Source organism: Saccharopolyspora sp. NPDC045839, assembly GCF_056431645.1.
In genome coordinates this window covers 299,222-313,521 of record NZ_JBWKKH010000005.1, presented here as the reverse complement: position 1 = coordinate 313,521, position 14,300 = coordinate 299,222, and the positions used below count along the sequence as shown (strand labels likewise).

Genomic DNA, 14,300 nt, shown 5'->3' with positions numbered 1-14,300 from the left:
CTACCGCCCCGGCCTGCGGCGCATCCTGGTCATCGCGTAGGCGATCACGCCCCCGGCGACGAGTGCGATCGCCAGCAAGGGCTTCGCGGTTCCGTTCACCAGTCGAGCCGCGCGGTCGCCCGCGCATGCGATGGCATCGCTGAGGGCTCGTTTCGACCGGCCGCGGATGTCCGCTCGGTGCATGAGCTCGTCGAGGGTGTTGCCCAGTTCGTGGAGGGTCAGGTCGTGCTCGGCCCGGAGCCCGGCGCGCTCCTGCTCCTCCTCGCGACGTCCGGTCATCGCTTGAGCGCCTTGCCCAGATCGCGGTAGTCCTGCTTGATCGACTCCAGGGATTCCGGCAGCGCGCCCGAAGAGCGCTTCAGCCGCGATCGCCCCACCAGCGCCGCGACACCCGCGACCGCCAGCAGCGCGACCGCGACGATGAGGGCGGCGAGCCAGGCCGGGAGCACGATGTCCAGCACGAGCACGACGGTCGCGATGAGCATGGCGCCGCCGAGCAGTCCCAGCACGCCCCCGGCGCTGATCAGCACCGCCCCCGTGCCTGCCTGCTTGCCCTTGCTGCGCAACTCGATCTGCGCCAGCCGCACTTCTGTGCGGACCAGGCGCGCGAGCTGCTCGCCGACGTCGCGGACGAGCCGCGCGGTGGATCGTTGCGACAGGTCCGGCGCGTGCACGGGTTCGGTATGCATCGTTCGGCGTCCTCCACACAACTTCGGGCGTGCACCGGCAGTACCCGTTCCGCGCGGTGGTCATTCCTGCGTCACGGCTGGTGGTGGCCGTTGCCGCCGTGTTCCGGGGGCGTGCGCGCCTGGTCGTGCAGGGCGCGGATGACGGTGTTCGCCGTGGCGACCAGCGGCACCGCCAGGACCGCGCCGCCGACGCCGGCGAGGGTGAAACCGGCGGTCACGCTGAGCACGACGGCCAGCGGGTGCAGCCGCACGGCGTGGCCGAGCAGCAGCGGCTGCAGCACGTGCCCTTCCAGCTGCATCACGCAGACGACCACGGCGAGCAGGATCAGCGCGGTGATCACGCCGTTGGCGGCCAGCGCGACCAGCACCGCCAGGCCACCGGTGACGACCGCGCCGATGTAGGGCACGAAGGCGCCGAGGAAGATCAGCACGGCCAGCACGAACGGCAGCGGCACGCCGAGCACGGTGGCCCCGATGCCGATCAGGGCGGCATCGGTGAACGCCACCGCCGCGGTCGCGCGGACGTAGGCGACCAGCGTGGTGAACCCGTCCTCGCCCGCGGTGCGCACCCGGAACCGGATCGCGCGCGGCATCGTGACCCGCACCAGGAACCGCCAGATCGAGTCGCCGTCGCGGAGGAAGAAGAACAGGGTGAACAGGCCGAGCAGCACGCCGGCGAGGAACCGCAGCAGGGTGCCGGTGGTCGCCAGCGCGGTCGTCGGCAGGCCGCCGCGGTCGATCCGCAGCGCCTCCGAAAGCTGTTGGAAGACCTGGTTGAGCTCCTGCTGGCTCAGGCTCAGCGGCCCCCGGATCAGCCACGTGTGGATCTGCTGGAAGCTGGCCACCAGCTGCTCGCTCAGCCCGGCCAGCCCCGCGACCAGCGTGTTGATCACCACGGCCAGCACGGCGCCGAGCGCGGCGAGCCCGCCGACGAGCACCGCGATGGTCGCGAGCGTGCGGTTCAGCCCTCTGCGGGCCAGCCAGCGCACCGCCGGCGACATCAACGCGGCCAGCAGTGCCGCCACCGCCACCGACATGACTTCGCCGTAGAGCAGGCTGAACACCTGCCACAGCACCCAGGCGACGGCCACCAGCACCAGCAGCCGCCATCCCACGGCCGCGGCGACGCGCAGGCCGCGCGGAACCGACCCCGCGACATCGCCCCGCCCCGAACCGTCCACCTCCCGTGGTTGGCCCGCGGTGCTGATCATCAAACGTGCCGGTGATCTTCACCGGCAGAGGGGGGAATGCGTCCGCTTTCGGCCTGCGTGGGCGTTGCCGCGTTCGTACGGTCGATTCGGGTGCGCGCACCCGAATCGCGAAAGCCTTTACCGAGGAGCAAGAGATGGCACCCAAGCTTCCGAACCTGGAGGAAGCTCTGCGAACGAGTGTGGGGGAGACGGTGGAGGCCGGGAGCATCACGCTCACCGAGCTAGTCGGCCAGCTCCGGGTGGAGCCGGACCCGGCGAAGCTCCGGACCGGCGGGGAAGTTCCGCTGTTCAACATCCGGTTCCCCGAACACGAAAGCGGCCTCAGCCCCGGGGAGGCGACCAAGGCGCTCTTCGGCGCGCTCGCTTCCCTCTCGCCGGAGGAGCAGCACAGGAGGCTCGCGACGCTCTGCAACAGCATCATCGCGTCCGTGGCCACGTCCGTCCGCCCTTCCACCGGCGCCGATCGCGAGGACGAGGGCGCGCCGTGCGGTGGGAGCACCGGCCACGGCGAGGCGTTCAAGCTGCTCTCCGCGATCTACCAGGCGCTCACCTTCGAGGACGCGGACGCGCTGCGACGGGCCTGACCCGCCCGGTGATCCGGTTGCGCGGCAACGCTTTTCCGGTGCCGGGGCCGCGCAACTCCGCGCCGGCGCGGATCGGTGGACGATCCGCGCCGGCCCGCCGGGGGTGGTCAGGCGACGATGCTGAAGACCAGGGCCGCGCCGCAGGCGACGAGCATGCCGGTGCAGTTGAGGAACAGGTTCCGGCCGAAGTCCTTCGCGCGGACGTGCGAGGCGAACGCGATCAGGAAGTACAGCACCAGGGCCGCGCAGGTCAGGATCGCCAGCGGCCGGAACCAGATGCCGATGACCAGCCCCGCGGTGGCCGCGAACTTCAGCACCGGGAGCAGCCACCAGTACCGCTCGGGGAAGCCGACGCCGACGAGGCACTGGCGGACGAATTCGACGGGCTTGATGCACAGGAGTGCATCGCCGAAATGGACGACGGCCAGCACGGCCAGCGGCCACCACGGTTCGATCATGTTCGCTCCCTGTTCGATCGGGCGATCAGTGCCTTCGCCGATGGGACGGGGTAGCGCGCCGAGTTGTGACAGGCCCGGTCCTCAGGCGTTCGCGGCTCGCCATTCCGCGAGGTGGCCGTGGAGGTCGCGCAGGGCCGCGTGCGAGCCGCGGTAGGCCTCGTACAGGGGAGCCAGGCGGTCGGCGCCGGGTGCGGGATCGAAGACGCGGTCCACCGCGACGGTTCCGGCGGCCGCGGTCTCGATGTCCGGGTAGATGCCCGCGCCGACGGCGCCGAGCAGGGCCGCGCCGAGCACGGCGCTGTCGTGCACCCGCAGCCGCTCGACGGGGCGCTGGAAGACGTCCGCGTGGATCTGCGTCCACAGGTCGCTTCGCGCGCCGCCGCCGGAGAAGGTCAGGGACGACAACGGGTTTCCGCAGGCCCGCTCCACCGCGTCGAGCACGTGCCGGCCGGACATCGCCACGCCCTGCAGGACCGCGAGGGACATGTCGGCCGTCGACGTCGCCGAGCTCAGCCCGAAGAAGCTGCCCCGCACGTCGGAATCCCACAGCGGGGCGCGCTCGCCCATCAGGTGCGGCGTGAAGACCACTCCCGGGGTTCCGGTCGCCGCGGCGGCGAGCACCTCCTCGATGCTCAGGCCCGCGACCTCGCCCCACCAGCGCAGCGCGTCGCCCGCGGCCTGCGTCGGCCCCGCGTGCACGAAAAGCCCGTGCCGCGGCGGGAACGTGACGACTTCCCCGACCGGCACCGACTCGTGCGACGCGCCGGCGACCACCAGCGACGTCCCGCACAGCACCATGCCGCGCCCGGCCTCGGTCGTGCGGCTGCCGAAGACGGCGCTGAACGCGTCCATCGTGGCGACCGCGACCTCGGCCGCGCCCAGCGCGGGATGGGTCGCGCGACCGACCGGGGCCTCGGGTTCGAGGATCTCCGGCAGCTTCTCGGCGAGCCCGTCGACGAGCCCCACGGCTTCCGGGAGGTACCCGGCGGAGCCGGCCACGCGAACCCCGGAGAGCTGGTCGGTCGCCAGCCGGCCGGTGAGCTTCGCGATCACGAAGTCCTTGGGACTGAGCACCCACCGGGTGCGGGCCCACTTCGCCGGTTCGGCCCGCGCGAACCACTCCGCGCGGGCCCCGGCGAACGACGCGTCGAGCACGATCGGCCCGCCCCAGATCCGGGTCTTCTCCGCCGGCGTGAACCGCGCGTCGAGCTCGCGGGCGATCTCGGCGCAGCGCTGGTCCTGCCAGATGATCGCCGGCGCCAGCGGGCGCAGCTGCTCGTCGGCGAAGACGTGGGTGTTCACCTGGCTGACGACGCCGACGGACCGCACCGCGCCCGCCGGGAGCCCGGCGAGGACGGCGTGGATGCCGGCCTCGCAACCGCGCCACCAGTCGAGCGGGTCCTGCTCGGCCCAACCCGGCCGCGGCCGGACGATCGGGTAGCCCGCGGTGTGCGCGGCGACCGGCGTCCCGTCCAGGCCGAAGGCGGCGACCTTGACGGCCGTCGTCCCGACGTCGATCCCCAGCATCACTTCCGGTGCGTGCATGAGCAACAACTACCACCGGCCCCGCGCGGCCCGGTCCGGCACCCGCGGTCCGTGCACTGCGATTTGAAGGTTCTCCGGAGTCGAGCTGCGGGTTCACCGGAGATTTCTCGGAAAAGTCTCAAAAGCAGTTTCAATGAGAAACTTGAAGGACCGAGACCGGTGAGAACGAGGAGGTTGCCGGTGGAAGCCACCGACGCGAAGCGATACATCGAGGAGACCTTCGACGGGGTCCGAGCCGTCGAGCACGCCGGGGACGCGTTCTTCGTCCACGACCCGGACGGCGATCTCCCCGACGACCGCTGGTCGCCGTTCGCGACGATCGTGACCGGCGACCACTACGAGGCGGTCTCCGACCTCGACCACCCGGGCGCCTACCGGATCAACATCGGCCTGACCAAGGACTCCTACACGAAGAGGTTCGGCCCGGCGCCCACGACCCGCGACGAAAGCGGCGTGCTCGTCACGGAGTTCGACTACGCGGCGCGAGACCAGGTCATGCCGCACCCGCACTACGCCTCCCAGTACTGGGTGTGCGTGGTGAACCCGGGGCCGGAAACCGCCGACGAGGTGCGGCGGTTGCTCGGCGAGGCGCACCGCTTCGCGGCCCGCAAGCACGCCAACCAGAAGGCCCGGAAGGCCAGGTCCTGACCGGTGCCTGCGCGGCTCAGGTGGTTTCGGCCGCCGAGCCGGTGAGGTGGAGCTTGCGCTGCACGCGCTGGTAGTACGTGGTGCGGCCGAGCCGCACCACCCGGGCGGCGGCGGGTTCGACGGTGATGTCCAGGACCGTGCCCGCCGACCGGTGCGCGACCAGCCGCCCGTCCACCTCCACGCCGAGCTCGCTGCTGGTGGGCAGGACGCGCAGTGCGAGCTTCTCCCGGTGCGACAGGAAGAGCGCGCGGTTGAAGACCGAGTGCGGCGCCACCGGCGTGACCAGCAGGCCTTCGACGCCGGGCGAGATGATCGGGCCGCCGGCGGAGAAGCTGTACGCGGTCGAGCCGGTGGGCGTGGCGACGACGACCGCGTCCGCGGCGTAGTTGACGAAGGGGTGCCCCTCCACCTGCACCTCGACCAGGGCCATGCCGTGGCCGGGCACCCGCACCAGCGCGATGTCGTTGAACGCGACCACCTCGCGGTCGGCGGTGCTGATCCGCATCCCGGAGCGGGTCTCGACGGTGAACCGGTCCTCGTCGATGGCGCACAGCGCCTCGTCCAGCTCGGGCACGTCGATCTCGGCGAGGAAGCCGAGCCGCCCGAGGTTCACGCCGAGCACCGGGGTCTGGTGTTCGCAGCCGAGCCGCAGGGCCCGGAGCATGGTGCCGTCGCCGCCGAGGCTGACGAGGAGGTTCGCGCGCCGGGCCAGCTGCGCGGGCGGCACTGCGGTGATCGGCCGGTCGTAGCCGGCGACTTCCGCCGGGGTGCCGAGCACCTCGATGTCCCTGGCGCGCGCCCAGGTCGCTATCGTCCCGATCACGTCGGGGCGGTGCCGCGCGGGGTGCAGCACCAGGCCGACCGCCTCGATCAGTCCCATCGCCAGCCGCCTTCCGGTCCGAGTGTGGTCGTCCACTGTAGATGATAAAGTTGATCAGTCCACTGTGGTGCGTAGCCCGCTCGTGGGGTGCTCGGTCCGATGCGCCCGTCACCGGACCGGATGGTTTGCGGCCGGTTCCCCCGGCGGTGCGAGACATCCGGGGCGGCGCGATGCGATCATCGAATCGTTCCACCACAACGATTCGCCGGAAGCCGGTCGCCCGCAAGCGGTGCCGGACCGGACGTCCCCTCGGCCTTCGAGACACTCCCGGTCGTGAACCGGGCGCCGTGCCACAGCCGCAACGGCCCAATCGTCGCCGATCACCATTCCCGAGCCGGCCGCTCGCCGCGCAGAACGCACGGAGGTCCCAGATGACTTCGCGACTCGACCCCGCACCGCAGGCCCGTGCCGCCGGCCTGCGCACCGCCCTGCCGCGCTTCGTGCACCTGGTGGGCTCGCTGCCGACCGGCCTGGACCCCGACCCGCGGACGCGGATGCGGTGGGTGCTCGACCACTCCGCCGGTGCCCGGCTGAGCGCGGTGCCGTGCGACGCCGATCCGCGCTGGATCGTCCGCTTCCTGATGTCGCGGGCGCAGATACCCGCGTTCGAGGTGGTCCGGTCGGGCGAGTGCGCGAGTTACGCGGACATGCCGCTCTACCGGGTGCGGCACGGGCACCGGCTGACGGTCGAGGACATCGAGCTGGGCCGGCTGGCGGAGGTCTCCCCGGCGGTCGCGTCCCGGCGGGAGCTGGACACCGGTCCCGGGCCGCTGCCGCCGGTGCAGGTCAGCGTGCCGTCGCCGCTGGACCTCGCGGTGTTCACGTTCGGCGCCCCGGCGCGGGTGCTGCGGTACTTCCCGCTCTTCGAGCGGATGATCTCCGCCGAGGTGGCCGCCGTCGCGCAGCGCCACGGGACGGACGAAGTGGCGCTGCAGCTGGAATCCCCGGCGGTCCTCTACTCCCTGCACCGCGCGCCGGAACCGGTGCGGCCGGTGCTCGCGCACCTGCTGGCGTTCCAGCTCGCGCGCGTGATCGTTTCGGCGCCGAGCAGCGCGCGGTGGACGTTGCACCTGTGCCACGGCGATCTCGGGCACGTGTCGCTGTTCGGCCCCGAGGACCTCGGGCCGGCGGTGCTGGTGATCAACGCGCTGGCCGCGCGCCTGCGCGTCTTCGGCCGCCGGATGCCGGCCGTCCACATCCCGATGGCCCACGGCGACCAGCCGCCGCTGGCGGACACCGCCGCCTACGCCCCGCTCCGCGGGCTCGTTCGCGGCATCGAGGTGATCGCCGGTTGCGTGGACGAGCGGCAACCCGAGTTGTCCGCGAAAGCGCTGTCGCTGGCGGAGGCCGCGCTCGGTCAGCGCGTCGCGGGGGTCGCGGCGGCCTGCGGGCACGGCCGGCGCACTCCCGCCGAGGCCGTGGCGAACCTCGAACTGGCGGCGCATCTCGCGGGCGGCTGATCGACCGGCGGGAACGCGCGCCGTTGCCGGATCGTTCGTGTTGCGTGGACTCGGTGGAGGCAGCGCTGTTGTGGACCATCCCGGGCAGCGTGCTGCTGGTCGTCGCGGTCGGGGGATACGAGCTGCTGCAGAAGCGGCGCCGGAAGCGCTCCGGTACCCCGCTGTCCGGCGCTTACGTCGACGAGGTCACGGCCTTCCTCTACGGGACGAAGCGGATGGAGCTGGACCACCGGGACTCGATGTCGATGATGCGCGACGACGAAGCCCAGGGTGCGCCGCCGAGCCAGGACGTCGATCTGGACCGCGGGATCGTGATCCTGCGGCGCGACGTTCCGGGTGCCGGCCCGGGCGGGCAACCGTAGCCCGCCGGGCCGTCCCGGCCTCGCAGGGGGACGAATCGTGTTGCCGGACAAGGGTTCCGCGGGTCATTCGGGCAGATCGTCACGGCCGCGCCCGATGCGCAGGTGCAGGACGCGACGCGCCGCCGGTCCGGCGCGGTGCCGGCTGCGGCCCGCCCCGTAGGCGAGCAGCCCCACTGCTGCGGCGAATGCCAGCACCAGCAGCACCTGCACCAGCATCGGCGTGTTCGCCGCCGCGCCGATCGCCGCGGAGATCGTGCCGATGTTCCCGGTGAACGTCAGGACGACCACCGCCCTCCGCCCCTGAACGGTCCTTCCGCCCTCCCGCCGGGAGAGTCGCGGCCGACCTCGGTGCATCTTCGCCCCTTTCGCCGTTCGGATGCTTCAGGAAGGGGGCGAAGCGTCAGCGCAGCGCGGACAACTCCTTGGCGGCCAAGGCGAAGCGGTTGCAGTCGGAGCACAGCTCGGTGGCGCACCGCTGCGGCAGCAGGCCCTGCGAGACCAGGTCGTCGAGCCCGGCGCGCAGCGCCGCGTCGGGGGTGACGGGCTGGCGGCGGAGGGCGGCGACGAGGACCGCGACGACCCGGGCGTCGAAGTCCGCGGCGTCGGCACCGGCGGGCTCGGGCAGCTGGTGCGTTCCGTCGCCGCACTCCGGGGCGGCGGTGGCGAGCGGCTTGTCGGTGCGTCGCGGCCTGCGGCCCATCGGGCGCTCGATGTAGCGCTCCCACCAGGTCACCTTGTCCGGTTCGGCGGCGGTGCCCGCGTTGACCCGGGTGCCGGCGCGGCAGTGCCGCTCGACGAGGGTGATGCCGGCCGCGACCCGCGCGCGGTAGTGCTCCGCCGCGCCGCCGAACTCGGCCGCGCAGCGGGTGGCGAGCCGGCGGTGCAGGGCGTCCTCGCTGTCCAGCGGCGCCATCACGCCCGCCTCGTCGGCCAGGTATTCCAGCAGGGCGCGGTGGAACTCGTCGGGCAGGCCGAGCGCCAGCGCCGACGTGCGGATCCGGTCGACCCGGGCCTGCGCGCCGACCTCGGTCCGGCGCCGCCGGATCCAGTCGTGCACGGCCTTCTTGCGCACGTGCACGCGCGCGGCGCCCAGCGGGTTCCCGAGCAGGCCCGCCCGGTCGGACAGGTGCCGGTCGCATTCCACGAGCATGTCGACGAGGAGGTCACGGCAGGCGCAGTCGCCGTCCAGCAGGATCGTGCCGATCAGCTCCCGGTCCGGGGCGGAAGCGCTGATCCGCAGGTCGCAGCGGGTGTCGGGGCGGGCACGGTGGATGGCCGCGCGGCTCGCGCGCGTCTCGTGCCAGATCACCTGCAGCAGCTCGGGCATGCCGACCGCCTGCTGCGACCGGCCGCCGCCGGGACGAAGGTCTGGAAGCACTGTCGTCATGTCCCGTAATTTTACGAGAACACAAAAAGTATCGTCACGGGTTTTTTCGATTAAAATGGGGCGACATACGATGCGCATGTCGCGTGAGTAGAGGAGGGGTGAATGGGCCTGCTGCCCGCCGAGGTGCCGGAAATCCCGGAGGCGAGGTCCGAGATCGTTCCGGCGAGACTCGCGCGCAAGCTCGCGCCGCTGTTCGGCGTGCCGTGGGAGAACGGCCCGTTCGGCCCCCGGACCTGGGTGTCCGACTACAACAAGATCACGTTGTCGGAGATCGCGCGCGGAGCCCCGCTGCGGGCCCGCGGCCGCGCGGCCGGGGCCCCGGCCGCGGAACCCGGCTCGTGGGCCATCGTCGACCGCGTCGCCGTGACCGGCCCGGGCGGGTCGCTGCCGAACGAGATCCCGAACGCCACGCTGAACCGCTTCGGGCCCGACACCAAGGCCGCGGTCGTGCTCACCGCGACGAACCGGCTGCTGGACCCGGTCGTCCGCGCGGTCGAGTCCGGGATGGGGCTGCTCGTCGCCGCCGACGGATCGGAGCTGCCGGCCCGATCGCGCCTCGCCGCGTGGGCCGCGCTGGTCCTCGAAGCCTTCCGGACGCAACCGGCCCTGGTCGCCGCGGCGATCCGGGCCCGCACCATCCAGCGCGAGCTGCTCCTCGACTGGTTCCTGCCGCTCGCCGGCGGTTCCGCCGGGCTGCCGCTCACCCGCTGCGAGGTCGGCGGGCCGCACGTCGACGGCGGCGCGGGCACCTCGTCGCGGCCCCGCGACCTCGAACTGGCCGACCGCACCGCGCGGCTGCTCGGCGCGGACGTGCCCGGCGAGGTGGTGGACCGGCTGCTGCGCGAGCTCATGGCCATCGGAACGCGGCGCAGTTCCAGCCACCTGTGGCTGAGCGAGCGCTGTCCCGGCCAGCTCGTCGTGGAGGCGCTCGTGCCGCCCACCGAGCAGGTCGACCGCTACGTCGAACAGGTCGGACACCTGCTCGACCCGGGCAGCGGGCCGGGAGTGCTGCCGCGCATCCCCGCGGCGGCCGAGCTGGCCGGGCTCCCGGTGCTCGCGCGGCGGGCGGTGCTGATCGGGCTGCTCACCGTGCTGCGGCAGGTGCAGTTCGACGCCGAGGAGCGGGAGCGGACCAGGGCGGCGATCGTGCCGCTGCTCGCGGACGTGGCGGCGCTCGCGACCGAGTGCCTGGGGCCCGGCGATCCGCTGGCGGTCCTCGCGCGCTGCCGCGCCGCCGACATGACCGTGCACACGATGCGCCACGACCGCCGCAACGAACTGGGCGGCGTGGTCGAGGAGTTGATGGCTCAGGTCGAGCGGTGCATCGAGCTGGCCGAGGAAGGCGTCGTGGATCGGGGCGCCGCGGCCGAGGCGATCTCGTCGGCCAACGTCGAGATCAACGTCGTGCGGCGGACCAACGCCGCCGCCCCCGACGCGAAGCTGCCGCCGCCCGCGGAACTCGACGACTGGCTGCGCCGCACCTGGGCCGCCTACCGGCGCATCCTGCAGATCACCCGCGACTGGTCCGGCGACCCGGACTCCCGGCTGGCCGTCGGGCACCACCTGCACAACTACGCGTCCTACCTGGCCTCCCACCCCGGCGACGAGAGCGATCTGCTCGCGGCCGTCGAGCTGTTCGCCGACACCGTCATCCCCGCCCGCGAGCTGTACTGGAAGCGGACGCAGAGCTTCCTGCCGCTGCGGCAGTCGCTGCAGGTCGCGACCCGGGCGACGACGACCCTGAGCAGGCGTGCCGCCGAAGCCGGGCAGCACGAGAAGGCCGCCGGTTGGGCGGAACGCGGGTACGGCTGGATCCGCCAGGCGCTCGACGACCGGGAGACCGCCGACCTGCTGGCCCGGGCGACCGAGCCCGCGGCGCACTTCTGCCTGCTCGCCGTGCCCGCGCTGCTCGCGGCCGTCGAGACCGGGGTGGCGGAGGCCGACGAGGCCGAGCGGGCCGGGCGGTTGCTCGCGGTGGCCGAGGGCTGGGTGCGGCGGGTCACCGGCGGCGACGTGGCCAGCTACAGCCACTACGAGCTGCTGGCCGACCTTCGGCGCCGCCTCGCCGCCATCGGCTGAATTCAGAGGCTGTTTCCAGGCTCGTTCTGCGTGGCGGTGCGGGTGGCGGCCCCCTGCGGGAGTTACGGCCGCCGTCTGGACTCCGGGATCCCCGACTTATGCATGACCAATACGCGGCATCGGGGACTGGCCTCGCCCAGTAGCCCGGAAGGGCGGGCACCGTCTGAGAACCCGCGGCGGTGCGAGCTGCGTAGGTGGGCTAAGCGCCTTCGGCGCTTCAAAAAGCAAAGAACACAACCACTTCCAAGCAGGATCTGAAACCGTTTCCCGGCAAGGGATTATGGAAGCAGCAGCTCGGACCAGGGGCCTTGGTAGCGCTCCAGCTGCCGCCGCGCCGCGTCCGGTGCGATGTCCGCAGCTGCGCCGAGCGAGCGGTAGTTCTCCACCAGGCCGGTCTCGCCCCACGGCCGGTGCGGGCAGGTCTCGTCCGCCGCAACCGGTTCCCGGGGCGAGCCCGGTCGGCCGGTGCCCGGGCAGCACGGTTCGTTCTGGGGCCGCGTGGATCGCTCCACGAACTGCATCGGGGCCCGCGCCCCGTGCCCGACGATGATCGCGGCCTTGGCACGGGCCTTGGCGGTGCTCTCCGCCTTGTCGCCCGGGGTCAGCTCCGCCACCAGCTTGCCGGTGAGCGCTTTGACGGCGGGCGGCCGATCCGACCACAGTGGAGGGAAGGCGGCCAGCGCGAACCGGTGGACGCCGGGCAGGGTGCAGCCGTCGACGGCGGACGGGTCGGCGGCTGCGGCCAGTTCCGCGGTCAGGTCCTTGAACTGGCCCGGGGTGATCCCCTGCGGCCAGGGCGGTCTTGCGGTCGCGAGCTCGTCGGGTTCCTCCTGCGCCATGCGGGTGAGCCGGTCGGTCGCGACTCGCAGCCTGCGCACGAGCGCCGGCAGGCTCCCGGTCTTCGGGTATTCATCGTGCTTGCTGCGCAGCCACGCCAGCAGCGGGTCCCGGGCGGCCGGTTCCGCGCCCGCGAACAGGTTCGCGATGAACCACGCGGCCAGCTGCTCGACGTCGGAGAGCCGGTCGCCGTGATCCCGCCCGCCGGGCGACGGCCGCTGGTCGAGGTCGTCGACGGGCACCTGGTCGGAGTTCTCGTCGAGGTGGAGCCGGTGGTTCAGCACGCGGTGCACGGCGCCGACGCGCTTGACCGCCGCGCGGCCGCCGGGCCCGGCGCTGCCGAGGTGCACCGCGAACTGGTCGATCGCCACCATCGCATCGGCTTCGTCGGGCCCGCGTCGCGTCGCGGAACCCGCGGGCCGCGTCATCGCCCTGTTCAGGATGCTCGCCAGCTCGGGCACCGCTTTCGCCAACTCGCCGAGCGGGTCGGCGCCGGGCAGGCCCCGGCGCGCCGCGGTGGCGACCCGGTAGGCGGCGAGGAGGATCAGGAAGTCGGCGTTCCCGTTGACCGGGAGCGTGTTTCCCGCGCTCGGCGTCGGTAGCCCCGCCGCCCGGTATTCGGCCTTGAGCCGGGCCCCGTCCTCCAGTACACCGAGGACGACGCCCGCCGCGTCGGTGTCGGGAACCTCCTGCTGCCCGGGGGTTTCCACGAGCGCCTCGACGATCGCCGGCACGACCACGTTGAGCAGCAGCTCCGGTTCGCCGACCGGGCGGACGTCGGCCATCAGCCGCCGGACGCGCACGGTGCGGGCCAGCAGCGCGATGGTGCGGTCGTCGTCGGAGTCGGCCCGGCCCACCCGGACCAGGACGTCGTACGGCAGAGCGGGAAACCTGCGGTAGCGGCGGAACTTCGCCACCGCGTTGCCGGTGCTGCCGTGCACGCCGGAATGCCAGCGGCCCCACGTCAGGCACGACGCGACGAGCACGCCGCACTCGTCCGAGTTGACCGGAGCAGGGGTTTTCTCCAGCTTCCCGGCCACCTTCCAGGCCCGGTCGACGGCCGCGTCCAGCAGCGCCGACTGCGAACCGAACTTGTCGGCCAGGGTGTGCAGGTCGCCGGCGTAGATCGTGCTGAGCACCTCGATGGCGGCCGCCACCAGCTCGTCGCGTGAAATCATGCCGGCCTCCGGCTCTCGGAGCGGAACCGCACGCCCACCGGATCGCCGGGCACGACGAGCCGGGCGCGCAGGACGCCGGACGGGTCCGGCTCGAACGTCTGCCACTGCTGCGAGCCGTCGTCCAGGCTCGCCTGGAGCACGGCGTTCGCCCCGCCGCCGGCGGGACGAACGCCCAGGCCGATTTCGACCGCACCCCCAGCGCGCGGTCGAATCTCCCACGTGACCTCGGGATCCACCCCGACAGCGGCGGCGAGCTCGTCGGGCAACCGCCAGGTCGACCGGACCGGCTCGCGTTCGCCGCCGGTCCTCCCGGATCTGAACCGCGGTTCCGGGCCCCGCAGGGCGTCGGCCCAGCCCGCCAGGTCGAGCCGCGTCCACAGCTCGCCCGCCCAGGCGCCCAACGTGCCCCGGGGCGCCGGGATCGCCGGGCTCAGCGCCGCCGCCCGGTACGGCGCCCAGGACTCGGCGAGGCCGTCCACCTCGCCGAGCTCGAGCTCGAGCCAGCCGCCGCGACCGCCCGTGGCGACCGCGTCGGCGACCGCCGCCGACACGCGCGGTCCCAGCAATTCCGCCACGTCGTCCGGAATTCCGTCGTCCCGCAACGCGACCGAGACGAACGTCGGCGGCCCTTCCGGGTCGGATGTCGCGAACCCGGCGACGAGTCCGCTGCGCAATTCCACCTCCGAGGCGGGCTCGGTGGTCAGCAGCGTCACGGCGACGGTGCCGCGCTCCGGGACGTGGTCGATCCGCAGGTGACCGTCCCAGGTGACGACGCTCATGAGCTTCCTCCGTGCTCGCCGTGTGTCCGCCGCGCCGCGACGGCTCGCCATCCGGTTGTCCGGCCCGGAAAGGCCGAACCCGGCCGCCCCGCGGACCGTGCCGGACCGGACCGGAAAGGAGGGACGCCATGCGTGGTGGCTCTGACGACAACCCCTGACGGACGACCGGAACGGGCGGCGCTTCGACCGCGGCGGACGCGCCC

Annotated in this window: 15 protein-coding genes; 5 read left to right on the top strand and 10 right to left on the bottom strand. The window is 72.9% G+C overall.

The genetic code is table 11. From position 1 onward, the window contains the following. The 3 genes from AC07EQ_RS10305 to AC07EQ_RS10295 all read right to left on the bottom strand — a co-directional run bounded on the left by AC07EQ_RS10305 (position 1) and on the right by AC07EQ_RS10295 (position 1,900). Positions 1 to 279 carry a hypothetical protein gene (locus AC07EQ_RS10305; protein WP_478387700.1) on the bottom strand — a complete coding sequence of 93 codons (279 nt, stop codon included), beginning with the start codon at positions 277 to 279 and terminating at the stop codon, positions 1 to 3. Beyond that, entirely contained in the window at positions 276 to 689 is a 414-nt protein-coding gene (locus AC07EQ_RS10300; protein WP_478387699.1) for a phage holin family protein, read from the bottom strand. The genes AC07EQ_RS10305 and AC07EQ_RS10300 overlap by 4 nt, the downstream gene beginning before the upstream one ends. A 71-nt stretch (positions 690 to 760) precedes the next feature. Further along, the gene (locus AC07EQ_RS10295; protein WP_478387698.1) at positions 761 to 1,900 is read right to left on the bottom strand and encodes an AI-2E family transporter; all 1,140 of its coding nucleotides are present in this window, start codon (positions 1,898 to 1,900) and stop codon (positions 761 to 763) included. Between the two features lie 134 nt (positions 1,901 to 2,034). Between AC07EQ_RS10295 and AC07EQ_RS10290 the strand changes: the two genes are divergently transcribed. Further along, on the top strand, positions 2,035 to 2,484 hold the full coding sequence (locus AC07EQ_RS10290) for a hypothetical protein (protein ID WP_478387697.1): 450 nt from the start codon (positions 2,035 to 2,037) through the stop codon (positions 2,482 to 2,484). A gap of 107 nt (positions 2,485 to 2,591) precedes the next feature. Here the strand turns inward: AC07EQ_RS10290 and AC07EQ_RS10285 are convergent, their stop codons facing one another. Then, positions 2,592 to 2,942, bottom strand: a complete 351-nt coding sequence (locus AC07EQ_RS10285) for a DoxX family protein (RefSeq protein ID WP_478387696.1) — start codon at positions 2,940 to 2,942, stop codon at positions 2,592 to 2,594. A gap of 81 nt (positions 2,943 to 3,023) precedes the next feature. Continuing rightward, positions 3,024 to 4,487 carry a xylulokinase gene (locus AC07EQ_RS10280; protein ID WP_478387695.1) on the bottom strand — a complete coding sequence of 488 codons (1,464 nt, stop codon included), beginning with the start codon at positions 4,485 to 4,487 and terminating at the stop codon, positions 3,024 to 3,026. 180 nt (positions 4,488 to 4,667) lie between these two features. Between AC07EQ_RS10280 and AC07EQ_RS10275 the strand changes: the two genes are divergently transcribed. Next, complete coding sequence (locus AC07EQ_RS10275; protein ID WP_478387694.1) at positions 4,668 to 5,135, top strand: DUF6194 family protein; 468 nt, start codon at positions 4,668 to 4,670, stop codon at positions 5,133 to 5,135. Positions 5,136 to 5,151: 16 nt separating this feature from the next. Here the strand turns inward: AC07EQ_RS10275 and AC07EQ_RS10270 are convergent, their stop codons facing one another. Further along, positions 5,152 to 6,015, bottom strand: a complete 864-nt coding sequence (locus AC07EQ_RS10270; protein WP_478387693.1) for an NAD(+)/NADH kinase — start codon at positions 6,013 to 6,015, stop codon at positions 5,152 to 5,154. A 371-nt stretch (positions 6,016 to 6,386) separates the two neighbouring features. On the opposite strand from AC07EQ_RS10270, the gene AC07EQ_RS10265 reads away from it, so the two are divergent. Next, positions 6,387 to 7,475: a hypothetical protein gene (locus AC07EQ_RS10265; RefSeq protein WP_478387692.1), complete on the top strand. Its 1,089-nt coding sequence runs from the start codon at positions 6,387 to 6,389 to the stop codon at positions 7,473 to 7,475. Positions 7,476 to 7,519: 44 nt separating this feature from the next. After that, complete coding sequence (locus AC07EQ_RS10260; RefSeq protein WP_478387691.1) at positions 7,520 to 7,837, top strand: DUF6191 domain-containing protein; 318 nt, start codon at positions 7,520 to 7,522, stop codon at positions 7,835 to 7,837. A gap of 63 nt (positions 7,838 to 7,900) precedes the next feature. On the opposite strand, the gene AC07EQ_RS10255 is transcribed toward AC07EQ_RS10260, so the two are convergent. Together AC07EQ_RS10255 and AC07EQ_RS10250 are read right to left on the bottom strand one after the other, a co-directional pair. Further along, the gene (locus tag AC07EQ_RS10255; RefSeq protein WP_478387690.1) at positions 7,901 to 8,125 is read right to left on the bottom strand and encodes a hypothetical protein; all 225 of its coding nucleotides are present in this window, start codon (positions 8,123 to 8,125) and stop codon (positions 7,901 to 7,903) included. Positions 8,126 to 8,237: 112 nt separating this feature from the next. Further along, positions 8,238 to 9,224 carry a hypothetical protein gene (locus AC07EQ_RS10250; protein WP_478387689.1) on the bottom strand — a complete coding sequence of 329 codons (987 nt, stop codon included), beginning with the start codon at positions 9,222 to 9,224 and terminating at the stop codon, positions 8,238 to 8,240. A 102-nt stretch (positions 9,225 to 9,326) separates the two neighbouring features. Between AC07EQ_RS10250 and AC07EQ_RS10245 the strand changes: the two genes are divergently transcribed. Continuing rightward, positions 9,327 to 11,303, top strand: coding sequence for a hypothetical protein (locus AC07EQ_RS10245; protein ID WP_478387688.1), 1,977 nt, complete (start codon positions 9,327 to 9,329; stop codon positions 11,301 to 11,303). Positions 11,304 to 11,581: 278 nt separating this feature from the next. Here AC07EQ_RS10245 and AC07EQ_RS10240 read toward each other — a convergent pair whose 3' ends face one another. Both AC07EQ_RS10240 and AC07EQ_RS10235 read right to left on the bottom strand, forming a co-directional pair. Beyond that, the gene (locus tag AC07EQ_RS10240; protein ID WP_478387687.1) at positions 11,582 to 13,318 is read right to left on the bottom strand and encodes a hypothetical protein; all 1,737 of its coding nucleotides are present in this window, start codon (positions 13,316 to 13,318) and stop codon (positions 11,582 to 11,584) included. Further along, positions 13,315 to 14,097: a hypothetical protein gene (locus tag AC07EQ_RS10235; RefSeq protein ID WP_478387686.1), complete on the bottom strand. Its 783-nt coding sequence runs from the start codon at positions 14,095 to 14,097 to the stop codon at positions 13,315 to 13,317. Before AC07EQ_RS10235 ends, AC07EQ_RS10240 begins: the two co-directional genes overlap by 4 nt. Positions 14,098 to 14,300 lie beyond the last annotated feature (203 nt).

Excerpts from the sequence above, each read along its gene's own strand:
- AC07EQ_RS10270 (WP_478387693.1), bottom strand. The coding sequence starts at position 6,015 with ATGGGACTGATCGAGGCGGTCGGCCTGGTGCTGCACCCCGCGCGGCAC.
- AC07EQ_RS10295 (WP_478387698.1), bottom strand. The coding sequence starts at position 1,900 with ATGATCAGCACCGCGGGCCAACCACGGGAGGTGGACGGTTCGGGGCGG.
- AC07EQ_RS10300 (WP_478387699.1), bottom strand. The coding sequence starts at position 689 with ATGCATACCGAACCCGTGCACGCGCCGGACCTGTCGCAACGATCCACC.
- AC07EQ_RS10245 (WP_478387688.1), top strand. The coding sequence starts at position 9,327 with ATGGGCCTGCTGCCCGCCGAGGTGCCGGAAATCCCGGAGGCGAGGTCC.
- AC07EQ_RS10290 (WP_478387697.1), top strand. The coding sequence starts at position 2,035 with ATGGCACCCAAGCTTCCGAACCTGGAGGAAGCTCTGCGAACGAGTGTG.
- AC07EQ_RS10265 (WP_478387692.1), top strand. The coding sequence starts at position 6,387 with ATGACTTCGCGACTCGACCCCGCACCGCAGGCCCGTGCCGCCGGCCTG.
- AC07EQ_RS10280 (WP_478387695.1), bottom strand. The coding sequence starts at position 4,487 with ATGCACGCACCGGAAGTGATGCTGGGGATCGACGTCGGGACGACGGCC.
- AC07EQ_RS10250 (WP_478387689.1), bottom strand. The coding sequence starts at position 9,224 with ATGACGACAGTGCTTCCAGACCTTCGTCCCGGCGGCGGCCGGTCGCAG.
- AC07EQ_RS10305 (WP_478387700.1), bottom strand. The coding sequence starts at position 279 with ATGACCGGACGTCGCGAGGAGGAGCAGGAGCGCGCCGGGCTCCGGGCC.
- AC07EQ_RS10285 (WP_478387696.1), bottom strand. The coding sequence starts at position 2,942 with ATGATCGAACCGTGGTGGCCGCTGGCCGTGCTGGCCGTCGTCCATTTC.
- AC07EQ_RS10235 (WP_478387686.1), bottom strand. The coding sequence starts at position 14,097 with ATGAGCGTCGTCACCTGGGACGGTCACCTGCGGATCGACCACGTCCCG.
- AC07EQ_RS10240 (WP_478387687.1), bottom strand. The coding sequence starts at position 13,318 with ATGATTTCACGCGACGAGCTGGTGGCGGCCGCCATCGAGGTGCTCAGC.